Raw genomic sequence first — 21,316 nt, 5'->3', positions numbered from 1 at the left:
GATTAGCGATAAGCTGAACACTGCCATTTAGATCAATGCTTATTTAATATTGCTTCATAAATTAGCGAAACAATTGAGCCATATTTACCGGTTTCAAACTTTCTCCCCATAAATTCATAATCTGTTTCATTCCCTCCAATCGGGGTATGGCGAGCATTGGTAAGCAAAATTATCGCCAAGTCATAAGCGGGATCAATCACAGTAACCGTGCCCGTCCAGCCAGTGTGACCATACGCTTGTGGGCTCGCGTACGGGCCAAAATGCCATTGTAAAGCACCGTTACCGGCACGACGCCAACCTAAACCATAACTTTCATCGCTGGCTTGCGGGGCAATGAATTGCTCTAATACTTGCGGGGTAAATATTTGCTTATTACCATAGCCACCGCGATTCAGCAATAACTGCGCAAGCACACTTAAATCTTGACCTGTACTAAAAAGTCCTGCGTGACCTGCGACCCCTCCTAAGGCATAAAATGCTTTTTCGTCATGTACTTGTCCTTGTAAAACGTCAGTACGAATATTATCAAAGCTGATCCGTCTGTCACGAGTGTTTCCCATTAACTCAGTGGCAGCTATTTGGTTTTTTATAAAGCCCTTTTGCAATGGATTATAAACGGTGTGGGTTAAACCAAGCGGTTGATAAATTTGCCCTTCAGCATAATTATCCAGCGACTGCCCGGAAAGTCGCTCCACTAATACACCGAGTAACATGTAATCAATATCTGAATATAAATGTTTAACGCTACGACCCGCAACAAATGGCACGCCTGTCAGTAATAAGTTTTTAGTACGTAAGCTATTTTGTGAAAAGAATCGCTCACCAAACTTATTATCTTTACGATGAAAATCAACTACCGCTGGATAACCTGCACTATGGGTCAGTAAATCTTTGACTAACCGCTGCTCACGGCCCGCCCCACGAAACTCAGGTAAGTAATAAAATAGTGGTTTTTCTACATCAACTTTACCTTCACTGGCTAATTTCATTAACGCTAAATTTGTGGCAAACATTTTTGAATTAGAGGCAATATCAAATAATGTATCGCTTTTCATCTGCTGTGGCTGCTCTAATAATGAGCCATCAGCAAGGTATTTTTTAGCATCGCCATAGTGGCTTAATTTAATTAACTTACCATCTTTGATCACTGCAAGTACGGCACCGGGAAACCCTGCCGCGACTTCTTCGTTGATCAATTTATCCACGTTATTAAACTGCACTGACTTTACGGGCTTAGTTACTAAAGTTGGGTAAGGAAAACGTAATGTTAAACTTGCCCCTTCAGGCTGCACATTTTCAACCTTGAACGTATTTGTGCCGTTGTGAGTCCGTTTAGATAAGCTGTATTTGTAGCTATTATTTGCCATAAGTGGCTGAGAAATATTTATTTTTTCACCATTGATAAAAATATCCGCGCTCGTTGCGGTGTTATTTTCAATGATAATTTCGCCTCGGCCTTTATAAGCTTTAAATGTACCACGGTCATTAACCAGTGCCCGAGAACTTGGATTAGGATTTGGTACCTGCAATACAACCTGCGCATTTGCTAAAGGCTTAATAATCGGTTCTGGGGCAAGTTGCTGTTGTTGATATTGCAACATTAACTTAGCTGCTTTTTTCGGAAAGTACTTCTGCATCAAAGCAAACAATACCGCAGCGCTGCGCGCATCTGCATTACCGCTTACATGCCAAGGTAAAAAGTGCATTTGAAAGGCACTTAATGTATCAAGGGTTTGTGGATCAAGTTGATTAGTCACGTGTACATCATAACCATAACCACGTAACGCTTTTTGCATTAAACTAATGGATGGTTTAACTAAACTAAATTGCTGCCAATATTTATCAACCGTGTCACTGTCATACCATGCACCAATACCAGCTTGGTACAATTGATACCATGGAAAGCGCGGACCTGGATCGTTTTTTCGTGTAGGCGCTATATCGGAGTGGCCTACAACTTGAGTTGGGCCAATATCAGGATTACGGGCTAAAATACCTTTACTGAGCTCGATCAATAACGCTATTTGTTTAGCGTCAAAATCGGGGAAAATACACAGTTTGGAGGCGTCATTTTCCATTTGCTCATCAGATTTAACTTCAGGATAGTGACAGCTTGGTACGTTAACAATTTCGATACCAATTGATTGATCATTTAAATCTTCACGGCCTTGCCAAAAGCTTGTCCCGGCATGCCACGCCCTATCATGTTCATCAACTAGTTGAATTACTTTTAATTCATCCTCAGGGTAGCTAGGATCATTTAACTCTGGTAATAAATAATGAGCACTTAAACCACCTTCATCGACTAAAGCACGCATCGATTTTTCATAATCAATAGCGGTGTAATGCATGACTAAAAACTTAACACGATGACTGTAATTGGCAGATTGTGTAAACTCGTAAGGTGTTGAAGCGCAACTAGTCAAAAGTGCGGCAATTGTAACTAAACAAAGTTTTTTAAACCAAGATAAAAACGTCATAGCCTTCTCATTGCTGATCAAAGTAAATAAGCGCAATCCCAAAACCACGATTAGCGGTATGTGCTTTTAGTAAACAATACATTAAATAAACCCAGTTCTCATATTGTTATTATAGTTTGGACAACTCGATTTGAGTTGTATAAACCAAACCCTATCACAGTAAAATGATTTGTAAATAATTTATTTCAACAAGTAAATTAAATAAAGATATTTTATCCCACCATAAAAACAGTGCCCAAGCGACTAGCAAATAAATCTGTTAGTTCGTGCTATTGGTGTTGTAAAATTAGATAATTAAAACTATATTATTCCAATTATTCTTAAATAATATTCCAAAACTTAATTGCGGCTATTGGGAATAATTTATTTTTTGTACGCCTAGGAACAAGAGTAAAAACTAAGATGGTTACATTTGAACCTAGAATAAGTACAAATTTATTTCGATTAATGCTATAAATACGCCAAATATAAAAATAAGCGGGTAGTATGTCTACATTTGTAAAAATTAAAGCCTTACGTCAGTCCCTATCGAGCAGCGAAGCTAAGCTAGCCGACTTCACATTGAACTCAGCTAATGCTATTCGTAATCTTTCGTCTGTAGAGCTGGCTAAAGTTGTCGGCGTGAGCCAGTCAAGCGTTGTAAAATTTTCGCAAAAACTGGGCTACAAAGGCTTTCCAGCATTTAAGCTGGCTGTCATTGATGCACTCAATGATGAAACATCAGAACCAAAACTGCATGGTAAAATCACCTTAAGTGATTCACTAGAGCAAATAGCAGAAAAGCTACTCAGTAGTAAACTTGCTGTGCTTACTGAAACAAAAAACCTCAATGAAGCGCTAGCCATTGAACAAGCTGTTAGCTTGTTAAAATCAGCTAAACGAATTTTAATTTGTGGCTTAGGGGGCTCAGCCCTGGTGGCTAAAGACTTTTCCTATAAGTTGCAAAAGTTAGGCATGCCTGCAATAGCTGAACCTGATGGTCATGCGCAACTCGCCTATGTATCAACCTTTGCAAAAGGCGACTTAGTTATTGCGATCAGTGAATCGGGTGTTACCAGAGAAATCGCTGAAGTGGTAAAGCAGGCTAAGAAAAACGACAGTTACGTGATCTCTGTCACTAAATTTGGTAGTAACCCTGTTGCTGATCAAGCCAATGTTAGGCTTTACTCTGTGGCAGAAGAAGAGTCAGTCCGTTTATCATCGATACTTGCCCGTACTGCGCAAGACTTTGTTATTGATATTCTATTTATCGCTTTAACGCAATCGAGTCGTCAAGGTCGTAAATTACTAGAGCATTCAAATGACGTTGTTGGTGAATTTAGAAATCACTAACCAACGACATCCTAAAGAATTAAGGCCACTATTGTGGCCTTTCTTATTATAAAAACCACTTTAACAACAGCCGTGCAATAATAACCTATCTCTCGTTCGCTAATTTATAAATTATTTCTTTATTCCATGCAAAAAAAAATTTTTTAGTTCATAAACAATAATTATTATTGTAACTCCAACAGTATTGTTCCAACTCAATAAAAAATCCCCCTTCTTTAGAATGAAAAACACAAAAACATGTTATTTCAATACATTAAATATGAGTAACTGCGCTAAAAATCGCGAAAACACTCCCCCAGCCTTACGCTTATATTGACAAAAAATATAACGAAACCAGTTTTTATATATTTTATTTATAGATACAACGCAAATAAGGAAGAGTTTATTCTTGACCATTAATAGCAACGCATGTTTAATGGAATAGCAACAATTGATCAAAGTTTATAACTCTGTTTGGGGAATCAACAAAGTTCAGAGCTATAAGTTAATTATAATAAGGACGGGGAAAACAATGAAAAAACAGGTACCAACCTTCACTATAAGCTCGTTAGCGCAGGCCACACATCGCGCTCTGCGAGTGCCAAAAACTGCAATAACCACCGCTATAATAGCTGCCTCGCTAGCAAGTGCTCCTGCATTCGCGAATTTAAACGGTAGCATTAAAGGTAAGGTAAAAACCGAGCAAGCAAACCAACCACTAGCGGGTATTACTATTACTGCACGTAGTAACGTCATGCCAAAAGCGCGTACGGTGGTAACCCGTGAAGATGGCAGTTATGATCTCCCGCAACTAAAACCAGGCACTTATGAGCTGACCTTTGAAGACAGCAGCGGCGTTACACAAACAATAACTGTTGATGTACTGCTAGAGCAAACCTCAAGTGCTAATGTTGTTCTTGGCGGTAAAAAAGATAATGTTGAAGTAATTACTGTGACAGGCAGTAAACTATTTCGCCAAGGTAAATCAGCACTCACAAACTCATTAGGTGAAGACGGAATTAATAATGTCCCTGTAGGTCAAGATTACCGAGACCTTTTAAAGCTTGTCCCTGGTATAGAACTTTCGGCAAATTCAACGTTGGGCCCATCAGCTGGTGGATCAGGTGTTGATAACTCATATGGCTTTGATGGTGTTAATGTGTCATTGCCGATGTATGGAAACTTAGCTTCAGAGCCATCAACACACGATGTTGCCTTTGTTACTATGGACAGAGGTGGTGCAAAAGCGGTTGGCTTTAATCGTTCTGGTGGCTTTTCAATTGACACAGTATCAAAATCTGGTACGGATGAGTTTCACGGTAATATAGAATACAAAATACAACCAAAAACCTTTGTTGCAACGCCAGTAGGTGCAGAGAGCTTTGAACTTGATAAAAACTGGTTAACCGCAAGTTTAAGCGGTCCACTGATTGAAGATACATTATATTTTTATACCTCTTATTACCGTCCTGAAGAGACCAAAGCAAACAAAAACACAGCCTATGGCGAAGTAAAAGATTATGAGAGTATCCGCGACGAATACTTTGGTAAATTAACCTGGGCACCAACTGATGATATTTTGATAAATATCTCACAACGTACCTCAGATAAAGAAGTTAAAGGCGATTCGATTGGTGCTTACGAGATGGACACTGTATCTGTCGGCAGTAAAGCTGATCAAGATATCTTTACTTTAGATGGTTCATGGATCTTAGGATCAGCAACCACACTTTCGTTCCAATATAGTAAGTTTGAATTAGAAACAGGCTCACAACCTGATACACCATTGAGTGTAATCCCTTCTTTATCAAGCCAACTTGGTATTGATGACTTAGCTCAAATGGGTTATTTCTCTGTCCCAAGCTTAAGAAGTTATGACCCAGATGAAGGATTTAGCGAAGCACAAATCGCCGCATATAATGCTGGCGCAAATGCATTAATTAATACCTATGGCTATCTTGAAGACGCAGTGATGAAAGGCGGTGGTGGTGTTGGTGCATACGCAACTTATGACAATCAAAACTTTTATCGTGATTCCTTTGAAGTTAGTTTAGAACATGAACTTAGCTGGGGCGATGCATACCACATACTCCATTTTGGTGCAAAATGGGAAGAAGGCGAAGAGCAACTAACCAGACTCTCTAACGGTTGGGGTTCAATTGCATACATTGGTGGCTTAGTTGATGCTGATGCAAACACTGATGGTTTTGACCCTGCAAATGCTATCTACCGTGCTCGAGTCCAACAAATGAGTTTAGCAACGGCTGATGGCGCGCCTGTATCAGGCATTAACTCTGAAACACGCAGCCTAAACTTTGAAATTAACGATACTATAGAATTGGGTGATTGGACTTATAACTTAGGATTATTGGTCAGCCAAGACACTTGGTATGGTCAAGGCTTAAAAGCTAAATCTGGTACTATTTCTGGCTATGAAGTTGCTCCTGGTCACAAGTACCAAATGTACCAAACCAACTGGAAAGATATGCTGCAACCTCGTTTAGGTGCAACATGGACTTATTCTGACGAAGATTCCGTATTTGCAAACTTTGCGATTTATAATCCTGAAGCGAGTTCATTATCTCGCGCAGCATCATGGGATCGAAACACTCGTGCCGAAATTGAGTTATTACTAGATGAAGCTGGTAATATTTTATCATCTTCACCTAGAAATGGTTCATCTGGTAAAGTATTCCAAGATGATATGAAACCACGTCGTATTAACGAATTTACTATCGGAACCACTAAGTATGTTGGTTCTGACTTAGTATTACGTGCCCATGTTCGTCACCGTAAAGGCATGCACTTTTGGGAGGATATGCCAAACAATGCGCGTCTAACTGATTACTCAGGTGTTGATGCCGAAGGTGTACCGCAACACATTGCAGATAAAGGCTTATATGTAGCTAACTTAGCTGATATTCGCGACGAAATTGGTGGTTCATCGTATGTAATTGCAGAGGTTGATGGCGGCGAAACCAAATACTGGGAAGCGAGTATTGAAGCCGAATACTTGGGTGAGAATAGCTACGTAAACGCTTCATATGTGTGGAGTCACTACTATGGCAACTTTGACCAAGATAACACCACAACAAGCAATGATGCGAATAACTTTATTGGTTCATCTTATTATGGTGATGGTCGCGGTCGTTACCCTTGGGATAATCGCTATGGCACACTCTCAGGTGATAAACCTCACCTGTTAAAAGTATACGGTTACTATACTCTTCCTTGGGAAGCTAACTTAGGGGCGTACTTCGTATTCCAATCAGGTAAAGCATGGGAAGCATGGGATGGAACAACATACGGATACCCTACAAGCCATATTAGCCGCTATGCAGAGTCTGCTGGTAGTCGTCGCACTGCTAGCCATTGGCAACTAGACTTAAACTATACGCAAGACTTTAAGTTCTCTGGTGATATGGAACTACAATTTCGTGCTGATCTCTTCAACGTATTTAATCGTCAAACAGGTTATAACAAAAACCCGTATGTACTTGAAGAGAAATTTGGTGAATCGCGTAGCTACTACAATCCACGTAGCTTGCAGTTATCAGTTAACTTTAAGTTTTAATCTTATGGATTAAAGTAAGCGCTTAATGGGCGCTTATTTCCCCATCCATGGTAAGGCCACAATTGTGGCCTTTTTTATTGCAAAAATACGTGTATTACTGCATAAATCGCTGTTCGTCGCTAATTTCACATTGTGCTATTTCTATTGGTTGATTACTTCTATCAACCAGCCAACATTCGTCATAAATAGAGCAATAGCACAGCTCGATTGCAATCTGTTCATCCATTTTAAGAATTTCTGTTAAATAAGCCTTATCTTTTATGGAAACCGCACTAAAATTCGCTTGACTTGGTAGAATACGTGTACCGATATGTGATTGAACTAAGTTCGTTGCAGCTATAAAATCAGACCATTTCTTAATGGGCTTCTCATTATAGATTACTTTGACATATTTAATAATTGCCGGACCTGTGCCGTTATTCATTATACCGTAACTAAATAGCTCATCCTTAGGTGAAAAACTCCTATACAACTCAACTCTCGGCCAAACCGAAGCCCTTGCATAAGAGCGATCAATCATCGTTGAGTAAATACCTATTATTGTTGTAACAACGCTTATCAATAACGCTGAAAAAGCAACTATCATTTCCGGCTTTTTATACCAAATGTCTTTTTTCATTATTATTCCTTTAAATTTTATTTATAGAACATACAGTTGAACTTTTCTAAGCGCAATAAAAAAACGCAGCCTAAGCTGCGTTTTAAAGGTTTATAAATGAAAATAGTCTTATTGATATAACAAATATGCTGCGCGTTGCTGTTTAAAGCGAGCTAGATCTTGTTGCCAGCTTTGTTTGATTTGCTGCTCTGTTTGGCCGGCTTCGATAGCTAAGCGCAGCTTATCAGTGCCTGCAAGTTTATCCATAAAGCCAGCACGTTCAAAGAACGTTTGCTCGTTTTGCGTAAAAGTTTTGTAGGCTGTAATAAATAAACTTAAATCTAGTCCTTTGATTGTACTGTCGCGTAAATCAAGACCTTGCACCTCTATCCCTTTAAATTTAGGGTTCATTGATGCTCCCTCAATAGCGCGCGGAGTAAAACTAAACTCCCCTAACGCAATCGGTGAATAACCTATCACTTGAAATGGAAAGTCTGTACCACGGCCAATTGTAATTGGTGTTGCTTCAAAAAAGCATAATGATGGATACAACGCAATTGACTGATCATTTGGTAAATTAGGGCTTGGCTGAACAGGTAAACTATACGTCATATCGCGGCGATAATGCGCCACAGGAACAACCGTCAAGTTTAGTGACGAAGCTTTATTTATCCACCCTTCACCTTTGATCATTTTTGCCAGCTCACCCACTGTCATACCATGTAATACAGGAATTTCATGCATGCCAACGAAAGACTGAAATTTTAAATCTAAAACTGGCCCATCAACATAAGCAATATTCGGGTTTGGCCTATCAAGTACAATAAAACCAATGTTATTCTCAGCAGCAGCTTCCATCATGTAATGCATTGAGCTGATATAAGTGTAAAAACGCACACCAACATCTTGAATATCAAAAATAATCACGTCTAATTCGCTTAATACAGTGGTATCTGGCTTTTTATTACTGCCGTAAATAGACACCACATCAATACCGGTCTTTGTATCCACCGTACTTTTTACATGCGCGCCGGCATCGTGGTCGCCACGAAAACCATGTTCAGGGGCAAATATTTTAGTAACATTCACGCCTTTATCACGCAGTAAGTCGACTATATGGGTGTCATTAACTTGTGAAGTTTGATTAACGACTAAGCCAACTCGTTTGCCCTCAAGTTGTGGTAGGTACTGCTGATATTGTAAAGCGCCAACACTTAAATTTACTTGCGGTGTATCAGTTAAGATTGCATCGTCAGTGCTGTTGTGGGCGCATGCGCTCAAAATTAGGCATTGTAATATAACCAATAATCTAATTAACATTTATAGTTCCACCGCTTTTCGTAAAAAACCATCCGCTTGGGTTAACATTTGCTCAGCTTGGGCGGCATCTTTGCCTGTTAAGATGATTAAAATAGCCAATTTAGCACTTTGTTTTGCTTGGGCAAGCGCATCGACTCCTTGCTGATGAGTGCAATCGGTTGCTTGCATTACGATGCGGATCGCACGAGCATGCAGCTTTTCATTGCTGGCATTCACATCAACCATCAAGTTTTTATAGACTTTACCGGTGCGGATCATACTGGCTGTGCTGAGCATATTTAATACTAACTTTTGTGCAGTACCCGATTTCATACGTGTTGAACCAGTTACCGCTTCAGCGCCAACTACCGGGCAAATGCCAATATCAGGTAGTTTCATTACCGCGGAGTTAGGATTACAGGTTACTCCAACGGTGATACATCCTATTGATTTTGCATACTCAATGGCTGCTCGCACATAAGGTGTACGGCCACTAGCGGCAATCCCTACCACGACATCTTTAGCCTGTAGATTAACGGCTTTAAGATCTTCTACGCCTAATTTTAAGCTATCTTCGGCACCTTCAACTGCTTTTTTAAAAGCCGTTTCGCCACCCGCAATTATTCCCATTACTTGTTGATCGCTGACACTGTAAGTTGGCGCGCATTCCACAGCATCTAAAATACCTAAGCGACCACTGGTGCCGGCACCAATATAAATTAAACGACCGCCTTGCTTAAATGCCGTTACAATATGATCGACCGCTTTGGCTATCTCTGGGATCACTAACTTTACAGCAGCGGCAACTTTTTGATCTTCCAAATTTATTTTGGTTAAAATTTCGCGACTATCGAGTAAATCTATATCCAACGTATCTAAGTTTTGTCCTTCTGACACAATCCCGTTCAGCTCTTCTAAAAGTGCACGCTGCTGATTAAAATTAGACTCAGGGCTCATTGTGTAATCCTTGTGTATTCAATTTGTTTAATGCGGTCGCTGGCTAAAATCACCGCACCGGCTAACGAATCCCCTTGACGGGGAGATAAATTCAGTTGTGTATTTTCATTTAATAATGCAATGGTTACGTCCGCTAAACCGCCAATAATTATGACTGGTAACTGGCTCTGACCACGACATTTTTCAATCAATCTCTCGACTTGTCGAACATGCTCACTAAGCACCGTATCGGCTATTATACACTGTGTTTTTAAACTAAAGATTAAAGGACTAAAACGCGCATAATCTAACGCTTTGGCCTTCATTAACCAACTTGATATTTGTTCTCGCTCACGGCCAACTTGTTCACTCAGCTGTTGCGTTAGCAGGCTTTTAGGTTGCTCAAAGCGGTCTATTTCATCTAACAAGCATTGCACAGCACTTAACCCTAAGCGCGCACCACCGCCAAAATCATCAACCGAAAAACCCCAGCCGCCAATTAATTTTGTTTCTCCATCAGCGGATAATCTTGCTGCTACAGCGCCCGTTCCTAACGCTAACATTGCAACTGGCTGACCTAGATTTGCACCATATAATGAGGTGATTGCATCACTTACAATACCCAATTGCGCAAATTTAATATCACAGTCTAGCTGTAAGCTTGCAGTTACTCGCTCAGCCAACACTTTAGACGAGCCGCCCGCAAGTCCCATTACCGCCAAAATTTGGCTATGCTTAGCGCCACTTTGTGCACATACGCTAGTGATCACTTGCTGTAAACTAGTAAGCGCCGTATTAAAATCGTTATAAACTGAGGCGGCACCAGCCTGCGCAGTAAATTCTTCAGCGCTATGTAAATTCACTAATTTCGCCAGCGTTTTGGTACCCCCGCCATCAATAGCCAGTATATAGTCAATGTTCATGCCTATTGGGCTCCTACAGCTGACTGGCCGCGCTGGGCAAGTTGAGGTTTACCTAAACAACACACTAAAGTCGACAACGCAGTACCAATACATAACTGCCAAGTAAAGCCTAAATAGAAGCGATCTGCTGCCGGCAATAACCAATCAATGATGTATGGTTGCATGAATAAAGTGATCATAAAGCCGACAATTAACGCCGCCAATACTGAGCCTTCACTGCCACGTTTAGTAAATAGCGTTGTAAAATACACGCCCAGTAAACCACTGTACGAAAACACCATGACACTCAGCGCAAACTTAAGAAGCGGCATATCACTGTATTGCTGCCAGAAATAACAAACTATGGCCATTAATGCTAATGATAGGCTCACAACCGCCATGCCAATACGCCCAGCTTTAACAAAATGGTTATCGGCAACTTGCTTATTTTTAGCTGCTAAATAAGGTCGATATAAATCTTGTACAATGACCGACGACATCGAGCTTAAACCGGAGTTTAATGTTGAAATGGCCGCGGCAATGATACCGACGCTAACTAAACCTTTAACACCAGCAGGGGCCTCATTAAGTACGTAGTACATAAAAATAGTGATTTTTTCACCATTAAATTCTTGTACGACTTGCGCACCGTCACTGTTCATTAATGCTGGCTGCTGATAAACGATATAAAGTAATAAACCAATAAAGATAAATACCAACATCACGGGAATAACCATCACGATAGAAAGTAGTAATGCTTTACTGCCTTCTTTGTCACTCTTACACGTCAGTAGACGCTGTGTCATATCTTGATCAAGACCAAAGGCGGCAATGTTAAGTAACACAAAGCCGGTTAATACCGACGCCATATTGAACACTCCACTTGGGCCAAAATCTAAATCAAATTTGAAAATTGCCAGCTTTGAATCAGCACCGGGGGTTGGCTCATTTAAGGTTGCTAAAATAGTTGAAAAATCAGCGGGGATCAGTACCAACAAACACCAGATAACGGCAATCGCAGCACTGACATATACGACACTTTGCAGCACATCAGAATAAATTACACTGCGAATACCACCAAATACGGTATACAACAAACCCACAAGTGCTAATAGCAAAGTCGCTATAATCACACTTTCTGCGGCTATATTACCGTATAAAATCATCGCTACTGCAATCGCGGCCATATATAGACGTGCGCCACTGGCAAACACTCGGCCAAATAAATACATTAAGCCGCTGCGGCGTTTAGCTTTTGGCCCTATGCGCTTTTCAAGCAGTTCATAAACGGTGTACACTTTTTGTTGATAAAACTTAGGGATCAGAAAAATAGAAACAATAAATGCAGCTATGAATGCGCCAATGTTCGTCGCTAAATACGATAAATCACCTTGATAACCCTGATCAGGTCCACCAATAAAAGTGGCAGCAGACTGTGAAGTAGCTAATACCGAAATAGCCACCATCCAGGTCGGCATACTATTACCGCCTAAAAAGAAGTCTTTACTTGAGTTGGCGCGCTTACGATTAAACCACCAACCACTGAGTAATAAAATTGCTCCGTAGCTTGCGAATACGAGCCAATCTAGCAAGGTGTATTGTGCACTCATTTATTATCCCAATTTCAAACCAATCAATGGAATATATTATTCCATTAAATTAATAAAAAGAAAACAATTTTATTATTTACTTTGTAAAGCCACGTGATCGCGTGGCTGTACACGTATTATTTAATCGCTGGTAACTTCCAAAGCAATTGTTTTTGTTGATATTGTTCGCTAGGTAAGCTCACTAACAATGGTTTTTTCTGTTCATCTAACCAAGCTAACAAGGTATCCATATTCTGCTCAGTCATTGCAGTACAACCGGCAGTTGGTTTATTTTCTGCGCGCCATAAATGCATAAAAATACAACTGCCTGCACCATCAACATTTTGACTATTGTGCTTAACCACTAAGCCTTTTTTGTAAAGGTTATCTTGGCTGTAAATATCACGGCGCATCCACTCTGACGAGTCTTTGACAGCAGCCTCTCCTACCACTGACTTATTAACTAGCTGGTTATAAAATGGCGAACCTTTGACATCAACACAATAGTCGTCAGCAGTCATGCCTTGGTAGGTCATATTGGTTTTTAATGAATCTAAATAACCAAACGCGGTGCCGAGTTCAAAAATACCAGCGGGAGCTTTACCATCGCCTTCTTGTTTTTGTTCGCCCGCTTGAGCTGGGTGTAAACCAATACCCCACGCAAGACCGGTGCGCCCAAGTACCACACTGTGACCTTGGCCTTGTTGTTGCCATTGTCCTGCAACACGCTCAAATCGATACAATTGTGCGGCAATGGCTTGCCAATCATCTGCAACCACCACCACTAACTGTTGGCTTTGCTGTGGGATAACTGCAGCACTTGCAGCTGCTGATGTACTTGCACTATTTGCACAGCCGCTGAGGGCTGCTGTGGTGATTAATGTTATTATTATTTTTTTCATAACGGCCAAATTCCATCGTTTATCGGTTGTAATGTGTCGATACTTTTAATCCCCAAGCCAGGACCATCACTTAACGTGATCGCTGGGCCATTAAATTCCACACCGCCTTGCACCGGATCATATTGGCCAAGCGCTGGACCGTCTAAGTCTATTTTACTGATCTGCTGGGCTTTTGCAGACGCTAAATGCGCAGCACCTGCAACGGCAATACTGCCTTCTAACATGCAACCGATCATACAATCAGCTTGATACTGTGCAGTAATATTGGCAATTTCAATAGCACGACTTAAGCCACCCGTTTTCATGACTTTGATATTGATAATATCAACAGCATTTTGCTCTAATAATTGAATTACTTGCTTGGGCGAAAAGGCACTTTCGTCAGCCATGATCGGCGTATTTACCCGCTCAGTAATATACTTTAAACCTTTAAAATCATCACTTTTCACTGGCTGTTCAACAAGTTCTAATTCAACATTGTGGCTTTCTAATTGCCGTAAAGCAAACACCGTTTGTTTAGCATTCCAGCCCTGATTTACATCCAAACGAATTTGCGTTTGCTGGCCAAAACCTTGATAAATCGCCTTCACTCGTTCGATATCTTGCTGTAAATCATTGCCAATTTTTACTTTTAAAATATCAAAACCTTGCGCTACAGCCACAGCACAATCACTGAGCATTTTATCAATATTATCAACGCTAATAGTGATATCAGTTCGTAATGTTTGACTACCACCGCCGAGCAATTTATACAGCGGCGCTTGATATAATTTACCCCACAAGTCATACACAGCCAGCTCGAGTGCGGCTTTAGCGCTGTAATTTGCCACCACACTTGATTGGATCACTTGGCAAATTTGATTGAGGTTTTCGATTTCCATACCAATTAGTTTTGGCGCTATAAATTGTTTAATAACGCTAAGGATACTTTGGTGAGTATCGCCGGTTATTACTGGCGTAGACGCCGCAGCACCATAGCCAATTTCGCCTTTATCGGTTTCAATTAACACCACTAAGTCTTCAATATAGCTCACTTCACGCAGCGCTGTTTTGAACGGCGTAACTAGTGGCACTTTAAGTTTGGCAAAACGTATCGCCGTAATCTTCATTTTTAACTCCTAGCGAATACGCTTAATATTATAAGTACGGTCTAAATAGCTCTGAGTTTGCGATAAACGCAGTGGCAATAAAGGCGTTACCGATACCCCATTAAGTGAACTTGAATAAAAACTACCATCAGCCTTGTTATAACCCAACCCTTTAACATCATGGATCACATACGGTTGACCGTCTTGTTCACCTAAGTACATCATTACATGGCCTGGTATATAAATTAAATCGCCCACTTGCATGTTATTAACTACCGCTAATTTATCGCTTTCATTGCTGGTTTTATCAAAACGGTGATTAGTACCATACTCCCCCTTCCCCTGCTGACCTGAATTACGCGGCATTAATAGACCAAATGATTTATATATTTCGCCAACAAAACCAGTGCAGTCACGGCCATTATAGTCGTGTCCCCAACCGTAGCGTTCGCCTAAAAATTTAAACCCTTGTTTTATCAAATGCTGTTGGGTGTAAGGTAAATACCCTAAATGCACATCACTGCTGCGACTGATCAAGGCAGGCTTAATAACTAACTGACCTTGTTCCCCGCGGGTTGGCAGTTGCACAACATAATTAGCGTAGGTGTTTTGGCCATTTAATAAATGAGGGGTTTTATCTGCCGGCATTAAAGGCAGACGAACGCCCATGTCCAATTGCACTTGCGATGTAGTGGTATCATTAGGCACGTAAGCGGTATTTACTTTTGCGCCAGTTATCAATAAAAAGTCATCGTTATTTTTAAATTCACGAAGTGTGCTTTTATTCGATATCGCAATATCAGCTTTGGGCGCCCATGCTAGATAGTTATAAGCGCGCACAAGTAACCATTTCTTATCGGCACTTTCATGCAAAATAGCCACTGTATCACCGGGGAACAATCCGCTTTCTTGAAAACGATCTAAGTCATTATCTAAGCCACTATTTAATACTCGGTCCGACGTTGGAAAAGTACGCAGGACTGAGCGCTTTACCACCATGGCATAACTAACTTGATTATTATCTGTCACAGCGTCTAAATTCAAATTGGCTAGATATTTTGCAAAATGCTTATTACTTAATGCCACGCCATTAGGGTAAAAACGCGGGCTTTTTGGTATCGCACTAATACTGAGTATATATGCCTTTAACTGCTCACGAGTTAGCTGAGAGGCAAAATCGAGTGGATCGACAATATGTTCATTGTCAGCAATCAATTGTTTATTAAATGCCGCGATTTGCGCTGCACTCATCAGAGTTTTATCTGTCACTTGGCTTAACCAGTGCTGCGGGGTTAATTGAGATTGAGTGACGCCGATGACATCTGATTGCCACGTGTTATCCGCCGCAATGACGGGTGCCATGGTAATAATACTTGCTAATGAAATACTCAGGGCGATAAATGTATGTCGCATTCGTGGGTTCCCTATTATCAATTTGCTTGGTAAGTCGTGCTGTGTGCTACTTATTATTGCTTTTGCGGTATCAGTAGCTGTTTAAATGCATGCGTAAAATTAGCCTGCATTTTTAAGCCAACCACGGCTAAATTTTTTTCACTTGCACCTGGCACACTATTTTGTGCCGCTAAGGTAAATTCGCGTCCACCTTGAATAAACGGTAAGTAAACATGAGCCAACATGACAGTTTCTGTGGTTGAGCGTGTTTCGCTTGGACCCCAACCTATTTTTTGCCAAACTCGCCATTGCCCCTGCGTTAACTCGTCTAAAATTTGTTTTGCTGGGCGAGTATCGTCTGGTGCAAGCGCTTGCGCTAAAGAGTCAGTGATCATTTGACTGAGCCCTTGCATCATACCACCCACTTTAGCGGTTTCATCCGTATTGCCGGTGCCATTAAATAGTACATCAATGTCTTGTGCTTGTAGTAAAGGCTGCTGAGTTAAGGGCTCTCGAGTGTGGCTTGCTAAACGTTTTAACCACTCAGCTTGAGCCAAAGTTGTCATGGCTTTATTACCGGTTAAACCACAGCCATCACACCGGTAGTCTAAATAAGCAGGATCATCGGTATTAACAGTAAAATAAGCGATATTGCTAGCAATAACATCACTATCAGTACTTTGCCAACGAATCGTGCTAGGAGTAAAAATCTCTGTAGCATAAGCACCTTTAAACATAATGCGAGAATCATTAAGCTTTAGCCAATTATCTGCAAATAAATTACTTAAATAATCACGCCCAGCAACATTAATAAAGTAGCTCGCTATTGCATTAGAGTTTCCATCAGCGCTGCCAAAATGCTCGTAGCTATTAATACTAGTGATCAAATCAGCAACATTGCTATCACCTATTAGCGCATCTGCACCAAGCTCTGGGTTTATTTGCCGTACTTTTGCAATTGCACCGCTAAAAGCTTGAATTTTAGATGAACTCCATGGCTCATATAAATCATTCTGGGTACCATTTGCTAAATAACGATACGCTAGTTGGTTACCTTGCTGTTGGTAATCAATTACTAACAACTTACCCTGCGATGTCGGAATATCAAAATAGTGCCAATCTGCTGCCACGCGTTGCTGCCACCCTAACTGACTGTAATTAACCTGCGCCGCCGTTTTATAGTGCGATTGCGCAACACGATTAGCAACTAAATGCGCCTGCATAGGAATATTTGTTAAATCAGCCGGTAAGACAGGCGCAGCCAACATCACCTGTTGATAGAACGTCTTATGTTGCTCTTGTAACGATGCAACAGTCTCTTGCTGTGGCTGACTCTGACAGCCAAAAAGCCCAGTTACTAAGCTCACACTGAAAACATTCAGCCCCGCTTTTTTCAGTTTCATTACAATCAAAATTAAATTCCTTATGATTTTTATTTTTGGAATATTTTATTGAAAATAACATATTTTCCACAGCAAGCAAATATTTGCATCCGATTAACATCTTAAAACGTACTAGTATTAAATATAAACACTTCGATCTATTTATAAGGAAATGATAATGCGCACTTTTTTAATTCTATCTGGTAGCTTACTTTGCTCTACCAATGTACTTGCAAACATTGAAGAAATTACCATATACGGACACCGCACGGGACTTATTGGTGAGGCTATTAGTGCATCAAGTGGCGTAATTGGCCAAGGTGAAATAGAAAACCGTCCAATGTTACGTAGCGCAGAAATGCTAGAACTGATCCCAGGTATGGCCGTCACACAGCACAGCGGCTCAGGTAAAGCTAATCAATATTTTATCCGCGGTTTTAATCTCGACCATGGTACTGACTTTGCCACCAGCATTGATGGTATGCCAATTAATATGCGTAGCCATGGGCATGGTCAAGGCTACACCGACCTTAACTTTATTATTCCTGAAACAATTTCGACTATAGATTATCAAAAAGGCGCGTATGGCGCCGCTCAAGGTGACTTTTCGACCGCTGGCAGTGCTGATTTTAATCTAGCTGATAACCCAAAACATCAACAACTTGACTTTACAATTGGCAAAGACAATTACCAACGCGTGATGGCATTAGGCTCAATTGGGATTGCTAACGGGAAAATTATTATTGCCGGTGAGTGGCAAGGTTATGATGGCCCTTGGCAAGATATCAATGAAGATGTAGATAAAAAAAATGCCCTAGTACGCTATGTAGGTAAAGCATGGGATGGCAATTTATCTGTCACGGCAATGGCTTATGACAACAGCTGGAATTCCGCTGATCAAATTCCACAACGGGCTGTAGACCAAGGTATTATCAGTGCGCTAGGTTCACTCGATACGACCGTAGGCGGCAGCTCTAGTCGCTATAGTTTATCGGCAAACTGGCAAGGCCAGCACATTAAAGCCAATGCCTATGTGATCAACTACGACATGGACTTGTTTTCTAACTTCTCTTACTTTTTAAATGATCCTATTAATGGCGATCAGTTCCAACAAGTCGATAGCCGGACAATTAGTGGTGGTGCACTGAGTTATCAATTTGCTGATACTCTTGCAGATATGCTAATCCAGCATACAACTGGTGTGGAATATCGCCGCGATGATATTGATCAAGTTGGTTTATACAATACCAAGCAGCGCCAACGCTTAAGTACTGTGCGTGAAGATGCTGTAGACGAAGCCAGCTACTCAGCCTATTGGCAATCACAAGTAAATTTAAGCCAAGCACTCGAAGCAACATTTGGCGTGCGTTATGATTACTTTGACGCAGATGTTGATAGCAATAACAGTATTAATTCAGGCAGTGCAGATGATGATTTGGTTAGCTTTAAAGCCAGCTTAAATTACCTGTTTAATGACAACCTAGCCGGTTATGCCAACTGGGGGCAGTCGTATCATTCAAATGATGCGCGTGGAGCGACCATTAAACAAGATCCTGTGACACTTGAGTCTGCTGATAAGGTTGATTTACTGGTGCAAAGCAATGGCGCAGAGCTGGGTTTACGCTACTTTGATCAACAACGGTTTAATTTATCAGCGGCATTATGGTGGCTAAGCTTAGATTCTGAATTATTATTTGTGGGTGATGCGGGTAACACTGAAGCCAGTGATGCATCAAAACGTTACGGTTTAGAGCTCAGTGCGTATTATTGGCTTAATGATGCCTTGAGTTTAGACGCCGAGGCCTCATTTACACATTCACGCTTAGATATCGATTCAAATGACGATCGAATTGAAGGCGCAGTGCCTGTGGTTGCCAGTACTGGCATTAATTGGCATATTACCCAGCAGTGGCAGTCTTCACTGCGCGTACGCCACATTGGCAAACGTATACTCAGTAGTGATGGCGATAAACGCTCAGAGCCGCTTACAGTCGTAAATGGTTTAGTAAGTTATCAACAAACGCATTGGAAAGTGGGCCTTGAGCTATTAAATATATTTGATAGTACGGATCACGATATTGACTACTTTTACACGTCACGCTTAGCTGGCGAACCTATTGAAGGCGTTGAAGATCATCACTTCCACCCGATTGAGCCGCGTACCCTGCGCCTAAACTTCAGCCTGTTATTTTAGTTTGGTTATTGTTACTAATAATTGAGCTAAACACTTTGCTGATCCGGTTTATACTTTAAGGTATGAAGCGGATCAGCAAGGCTGCATTTTAAATTAACTCACTTAGCACTACTAAATAGCCATAGTGCACTTGTATATAAGCATTAAATAATCACCAGTTAGCCTTTAAAACTCTGCCATGGTCCTGTGATCGCTAATGTTTTTGTTGGTGAATACACATTAACAAATAAGGTGTTGCCATCAGCAGAAAAACAAGCTCCCGCCAACTCGGTTTGCGCTGTTAAGCGGGCAAAATTATATACATCACCACTAGGTGTTACGCCACGTAAATGGTTATCAACCACGTCGGTATACTGATCTTCACAAACGATCAAGTGCCCGTTAGGTGCAACAGTGAGATTATCACCAAAGTTAAATAACGACTTATCTGTGCTTTCTACAAATAGTTGAACGTGTCCTGGAGCTAGATGCTCTTTATCTGTTCCTTCAAATGCTGATGGTTGATACTTCATCACTTGACCAAGCTGCTTTTGACCACCATTAGTGCAACAAAAATAAAGTTCTTTTTCACCCCAATGTATCCCTTCACCACGAGCGAAAAGTGCAGCGCCTTGTTTGTGACCGCGTATTCTTAAATCGTCTTTTGGACTTTCAGGTTGCGCCAAATCAACCCATTCAACGGCCATATTGTGTTGTAAAGGCATGACCCCTGTAACCCAATTACGAGTATCAAACTGTGGCTGTGCTTTAATCATCATAGCTTGAAGTTTACCGCCTTTACTCAACTTACCGTATTCATTAGGAATAAAACGATAAAATAAACTATCGCCTTTATCTTCTGTCAGATAAACAATACCGGTTGTTGGATCAACAGCAGCTGCTTCGTGGTTAAACCGCCCCATTGCCTTGAGAGGCTCAGGGTTTACTAGTCCTTTAGCGTTGGCTGGTATCTCAAAAATATAGCCGTGATCTTTATTAAAGCCATCCGCTTTAGTCAGAACAGTCTCTTCGCAAGTAAGCCAACTACCCCATGGGGTAATACCACCTGCACAATTGCGGATCGTGCCAGTGAGTGACAAATATTCTTGCTCTTTTTTACCGGTTTTTAAATTATAAATAATATGACTTGTGCCTCCTGGCAAAGCAACACCTTGCGCAGTAGTGTCATAAGCAAATGACGTTTTATGCGTTTGTAAGCTAACATCTGCTTTTGCTAAATCAGTTGGTTTTAATTCATGGTTTCTGACTAATGCAACCCGCTCATCATCAAGGGCAATACAGCCCATACCATCGGCTTTATCTGGCACTGTAAAGCCATCATCCATTTTATCACCCAGTTTTGATAGAACTTGATAGCTAAACCCTGCTGGTAAATCGAGTAACTTATTAGGATCAGTCACTAACGGACCATAGGCACTTAAATGCTCACTCACGTCAAGAAATGGTACTTTGCCAAAAGTACTACGAGAAAGCCCCATAAAAGCGAGTGTACCGGCACTAATAATAAATTGTCTTCTAGAGATCATCGTAAAACTCATTATGAGATAAAATAACAGGCATATAATAAATGAAATTATCCTATAAAAACGGCCTCCATAAAAAGTTCATACAATTGTCATATCTCAAAGCAAACCTCATTGACACTTGATCTATTAAATTTCAGGCATAA

The 21,316-nt window shown here is 40.8% G+C and carries 14 protein-coding genes; 3 read left to right on the top strand and 11 right to left on the bottom strand.

Features of this window, described 5'->3' with window-relative positions; translation table 11 throughout:
* Nucleotides 1-32: 32 nt before the first annotated feature.
* Nucleotides 33-2,480, bottom strand: a complete 2,448-nt coding sequence (gene pbp4b, locus H5180_RS07075) for a penicillin binding protein PBP4B (RefSeq protein WP_182757974.1) — start codon at nt 2,478-2,480, stop codon at nt 33-35.
* Nucleotides 2,481-2,966: 486 nt separating this feature from the next.
* On the opposite strand from pbp4b, the gene H5180_RS07070 reads away from it, so the two are divergent.
* On the top strand, nt 2,967-3,812 hold the full coding sequence (locus H5180_RS07070; RefSeq protein WP_145240869.1) for a MurR/RpiR family transcriptional regulator: 846 nt from the start codon (nt 2,967-2,969) through the stop codon (nt 3,810-3,812).
* A 511-nt stretch (nt 3,813-4,323) separates the two neighbouring features.
* Nucleotides 4,324-7,365: a TonB-dependent receptor gene (locus tag H5180_RS07065; RefSeq protein WP_182757973.1), complete on the top strand. Its 3,042-nt coding sequence runs from the start codon at nt 4,324-4,326 to the stop codon at nt 7,363-7,365.
* 94 nt (nt 7,366-7,459) lie between these two features.
* Here the strand turns inward: H5180_RS07065 and H5180_RS07060 are convergent, their stop codons facing one another.
* The 9 genes from H5180_RS07060 to H5180_RS07020 form a co-directional block, all read right to left on the bottom strand.
* Nucleotides 7,460-7,984: a hypothetical protein gene (locus H5180_RS07060; RefSeq protein ID WP_182735262.1), complete on the bottom strand. Its 525-nt coding sequence runs from the start codon at nt 7,982-7,984 to the stop codon at nt 7,460-7,462.
* 108 nt (nt 7,985-8,092) lie between these two features.
* Nucleotides 8,093-9,283 (bottom strand): exo-beta-N-acetylmuramidase NamZ domain-containing protein, encoded by a 1,191-nt coding sequence (locus tag H5180_RS07055; protein ID WP_182757972.1) that lies wholly within the window; start codon nt 9,281-9,283, stop codon nt 8,093-8,095.
* The gene (gene murQ, locus H5180_RS07050) at nt 9,284-10,219 is read right to left on the bottom strand and encodes an N-acetylmuramic acid 6-phosphate etherase (RefSeq protein WP_145240861.1); all 936 of its coding nucleotides are present in this window, start codon (nt 10,217-10,219) and stop codon (nt 9,284-9,286) included.
* On the bottom strand, nt 10,216-11,121 hold the full coding sequence (locus tag H5180_RS07045) for a BadF/BadG/BcrA/BcrD ATPase family protein (protein WP_182757971.1): 906 nt from the start codon (nt 11,119-11,121) through the stop codon (nt 10,216-10,218). The genes murQ and H5180_RS07045 overlap by 4 nt, the downstream gene beginning before the upstream one ends.
* 2 nt (nt 11,122-11,123) lie before the next feature.
* Nucleotides 11,124-12,710, bottom strand: coding sequence for a sodium:solute symporter (locus H5180_RS07040; protein WP_145240857.1), 1,587 nt, complete (start codon nt 12,708-12,710; stop codon nt 11,124-11,126).
* 116 nt (nt 12,711-12,826) lie between these two features.
* Nucleotides 12,827-13,591, bottom strand: coding sequence for a L,D-transpeptidase (locus tag H5180_RS07035; RefSeq protein WP_145240855.1), 765 nt, complete (start codon nt 13,589-13,591; stop codon nt 12,827-12,829).
* Entirely contained in the window at nt 13,588-14,700 is a 1,113-nt protein-coding gene (locus H5180_RS07030; protein WP_149981738.1) for a dipeptide epimerase, read from the bottom strand. Before H5180_RS07030 ends, H5180_RS07035 begins: the two co-directional genes overlap by 4 nt.
* A 9-nt stretch (nt 14,701-14,709) precedes the next feature.
* Complete coding sequence (locus tag H5180_RS07025; protein WP_182757970.1) at nt 14,710-16,092, bottom strand: NlpC/P60 family protein; 1,383 nt, start codon at nt 16,090-16,092, stop codon at nt 14,710-14,712.
* 53 nt (nt 16,093-16,145) lie between these two features.
* Nucleotides 16,146-17,483 carry a hypothetical protein gene (locus H5180_RS07020; protein ID WP_182757969.1) on the bottom strand — a complete coding sequence of 446 codons (1,338 nt, stop codon included), beginning with the start codon at nt 17,481-17,483 and terminating at the stop codon, nt 16,146-16,148.
* Nucleotides 17,484-17,631: 148 nt separating this feature from the next.
* On the opposite strand from H5180_RS07020, the gene H5180_RS07015 reads away from it, so the two are divergent.
* Nucleotides 17,632-19,647, top strand: coding sequence for a TonB-dependent receptor (locus H5180_RS07015; protein ID WP_182757968.1), 2,016 nt, complete (start codon nt 17,632-17,634; stop codon nt 19,645-19,647).
* A 158-nt stretch (nt 19,648-19,805) separates the two neighbouring features.
* Here the strand turns inward: H5180_RS07015 and H5180_RS07010 are convergent, their stop codons facing one another.
* The gene (locus H5180_RS07010) at nt 19,806-21,173 is read right to left on the bottom strand and encodes an alkaline phosphatase PhoX (RefSeq protein WP_182735270.1); all 1,368 of its coding nucleotides are present in this window, start codon (nt 21,171-21,173) and stop codon (nt 19,806-19,808) included.
* Nucleotides 21,174-21,316 lie beyond the last annotated feature (143 nt).

The organism is Pseudoalteromonas sp. SR41-4 (genome assembly GCF_014163985.1).
Taxonomy (GTDB): Bacteria; Pseudomonadota; Gammaproteobacteria; order Enterobacterales; family Alteromonadaceae; genus Pseudoalteromonas; species Pseudoalteromonas rhizosphaerae.
Note: the sequence above shows the minus strand (reverse complement) of the source record. Positions and strands in the feature narration are given on the sequence as shown.

Excerpts from the sequence above, each read along its gene's own strand:
- H5180_RS07015 (WP_182757968.1), top strand. The coding sequence starts at position 17,632 with ATGCGCACTTTTTTAATTCTATCTGGTAGCTTACTTTGCTCTACCAAT.
- H5180_RS07045 (WP_182757971.1), bottom strand. The coding sequence starts at position 11,121 with ATGAACATTGACTATATACTGGCTATTGATGGCGGGGGTACCAAAACG.
- H5180_RS07025 (WP_182757970.1), bottom strand. The coding sequence starts at position 16,092 with ATGCGACATACATTTATCGCCCTGAGTATTTCATTAGCAAGTATTATT.
- H5180_RS07010 (WP_182735270.1), bottom strand. The coding sequence starts at position 21,173 with ATGATCTCTAGAAGACAATTTATTATTAGTGCCGGTACACTCGCTTTT.
- H5180_RS07040 (WP_145240857.1), bottom strand. The coding sequence starts at position 12,710 with ATGAGTGCACAATACACCTTGCTAGATTGGCTCGTATTCGCAAGCTAC.
- murQ (WP_145240861.1), bottom strand. The coding sequence starts at position 10,219 with ATGAGCCCTGAGTCTAATTTTAATCAGCAGCGTGCACTTTTAGAAGAG.
- H5180_RS07070 (WP_145240869.1), top strand. The coding sequence starts at position 2,967 with ATGTCTACATTTGTAAAAATTAAAGCCTTACGTCAGTCCCTATCGAGC.
- pbp4b (WP_182757974.1), bottom strand. The coding sequence starts at position 2,480 with ATGACGTTTTTATCTTGGTTTAAAAAACTTTGTTTAGTTACAATTGCC.
- H5180_RS07035 (WP_145240855.1), bottom strand. The coding sequence starts at position 13,591 with ATGAAAAAAATAATAATAACATTAATCACCACAGCAGCCCTCAGCGGC.
- H5180_RS07060 (WP_182735262.1), bottom strand. The coding sequence starts at position 7,984 with ATGAAAAAAGACATTTGGTATAAAAAGCCGGAAATGATAGTTGCTTTT.
- H5180_RS07030 (WP_149981738.1), bottom strand. The coding sequence starts at position 14,700 with ATGAAGATTACGGCGATACGTTTTGCCAAACTTAAAGTGCCACTAGTT.
- H5180_RS07055 (WP_182757972.1), bottom strand. The coding sequence starts at position 9,283 with ATGTTAATTAGATTATTGGTTATATTACAATGCCTAATTTTGAGCGCA.
- H5180_RS07065 (WP_182757973.1), top strand. The coding sequence starts at position 4,324 with ATGAAAAAACAGGTACCAACCTTCACTATAAGCTCGTTAGCGCAGGCC.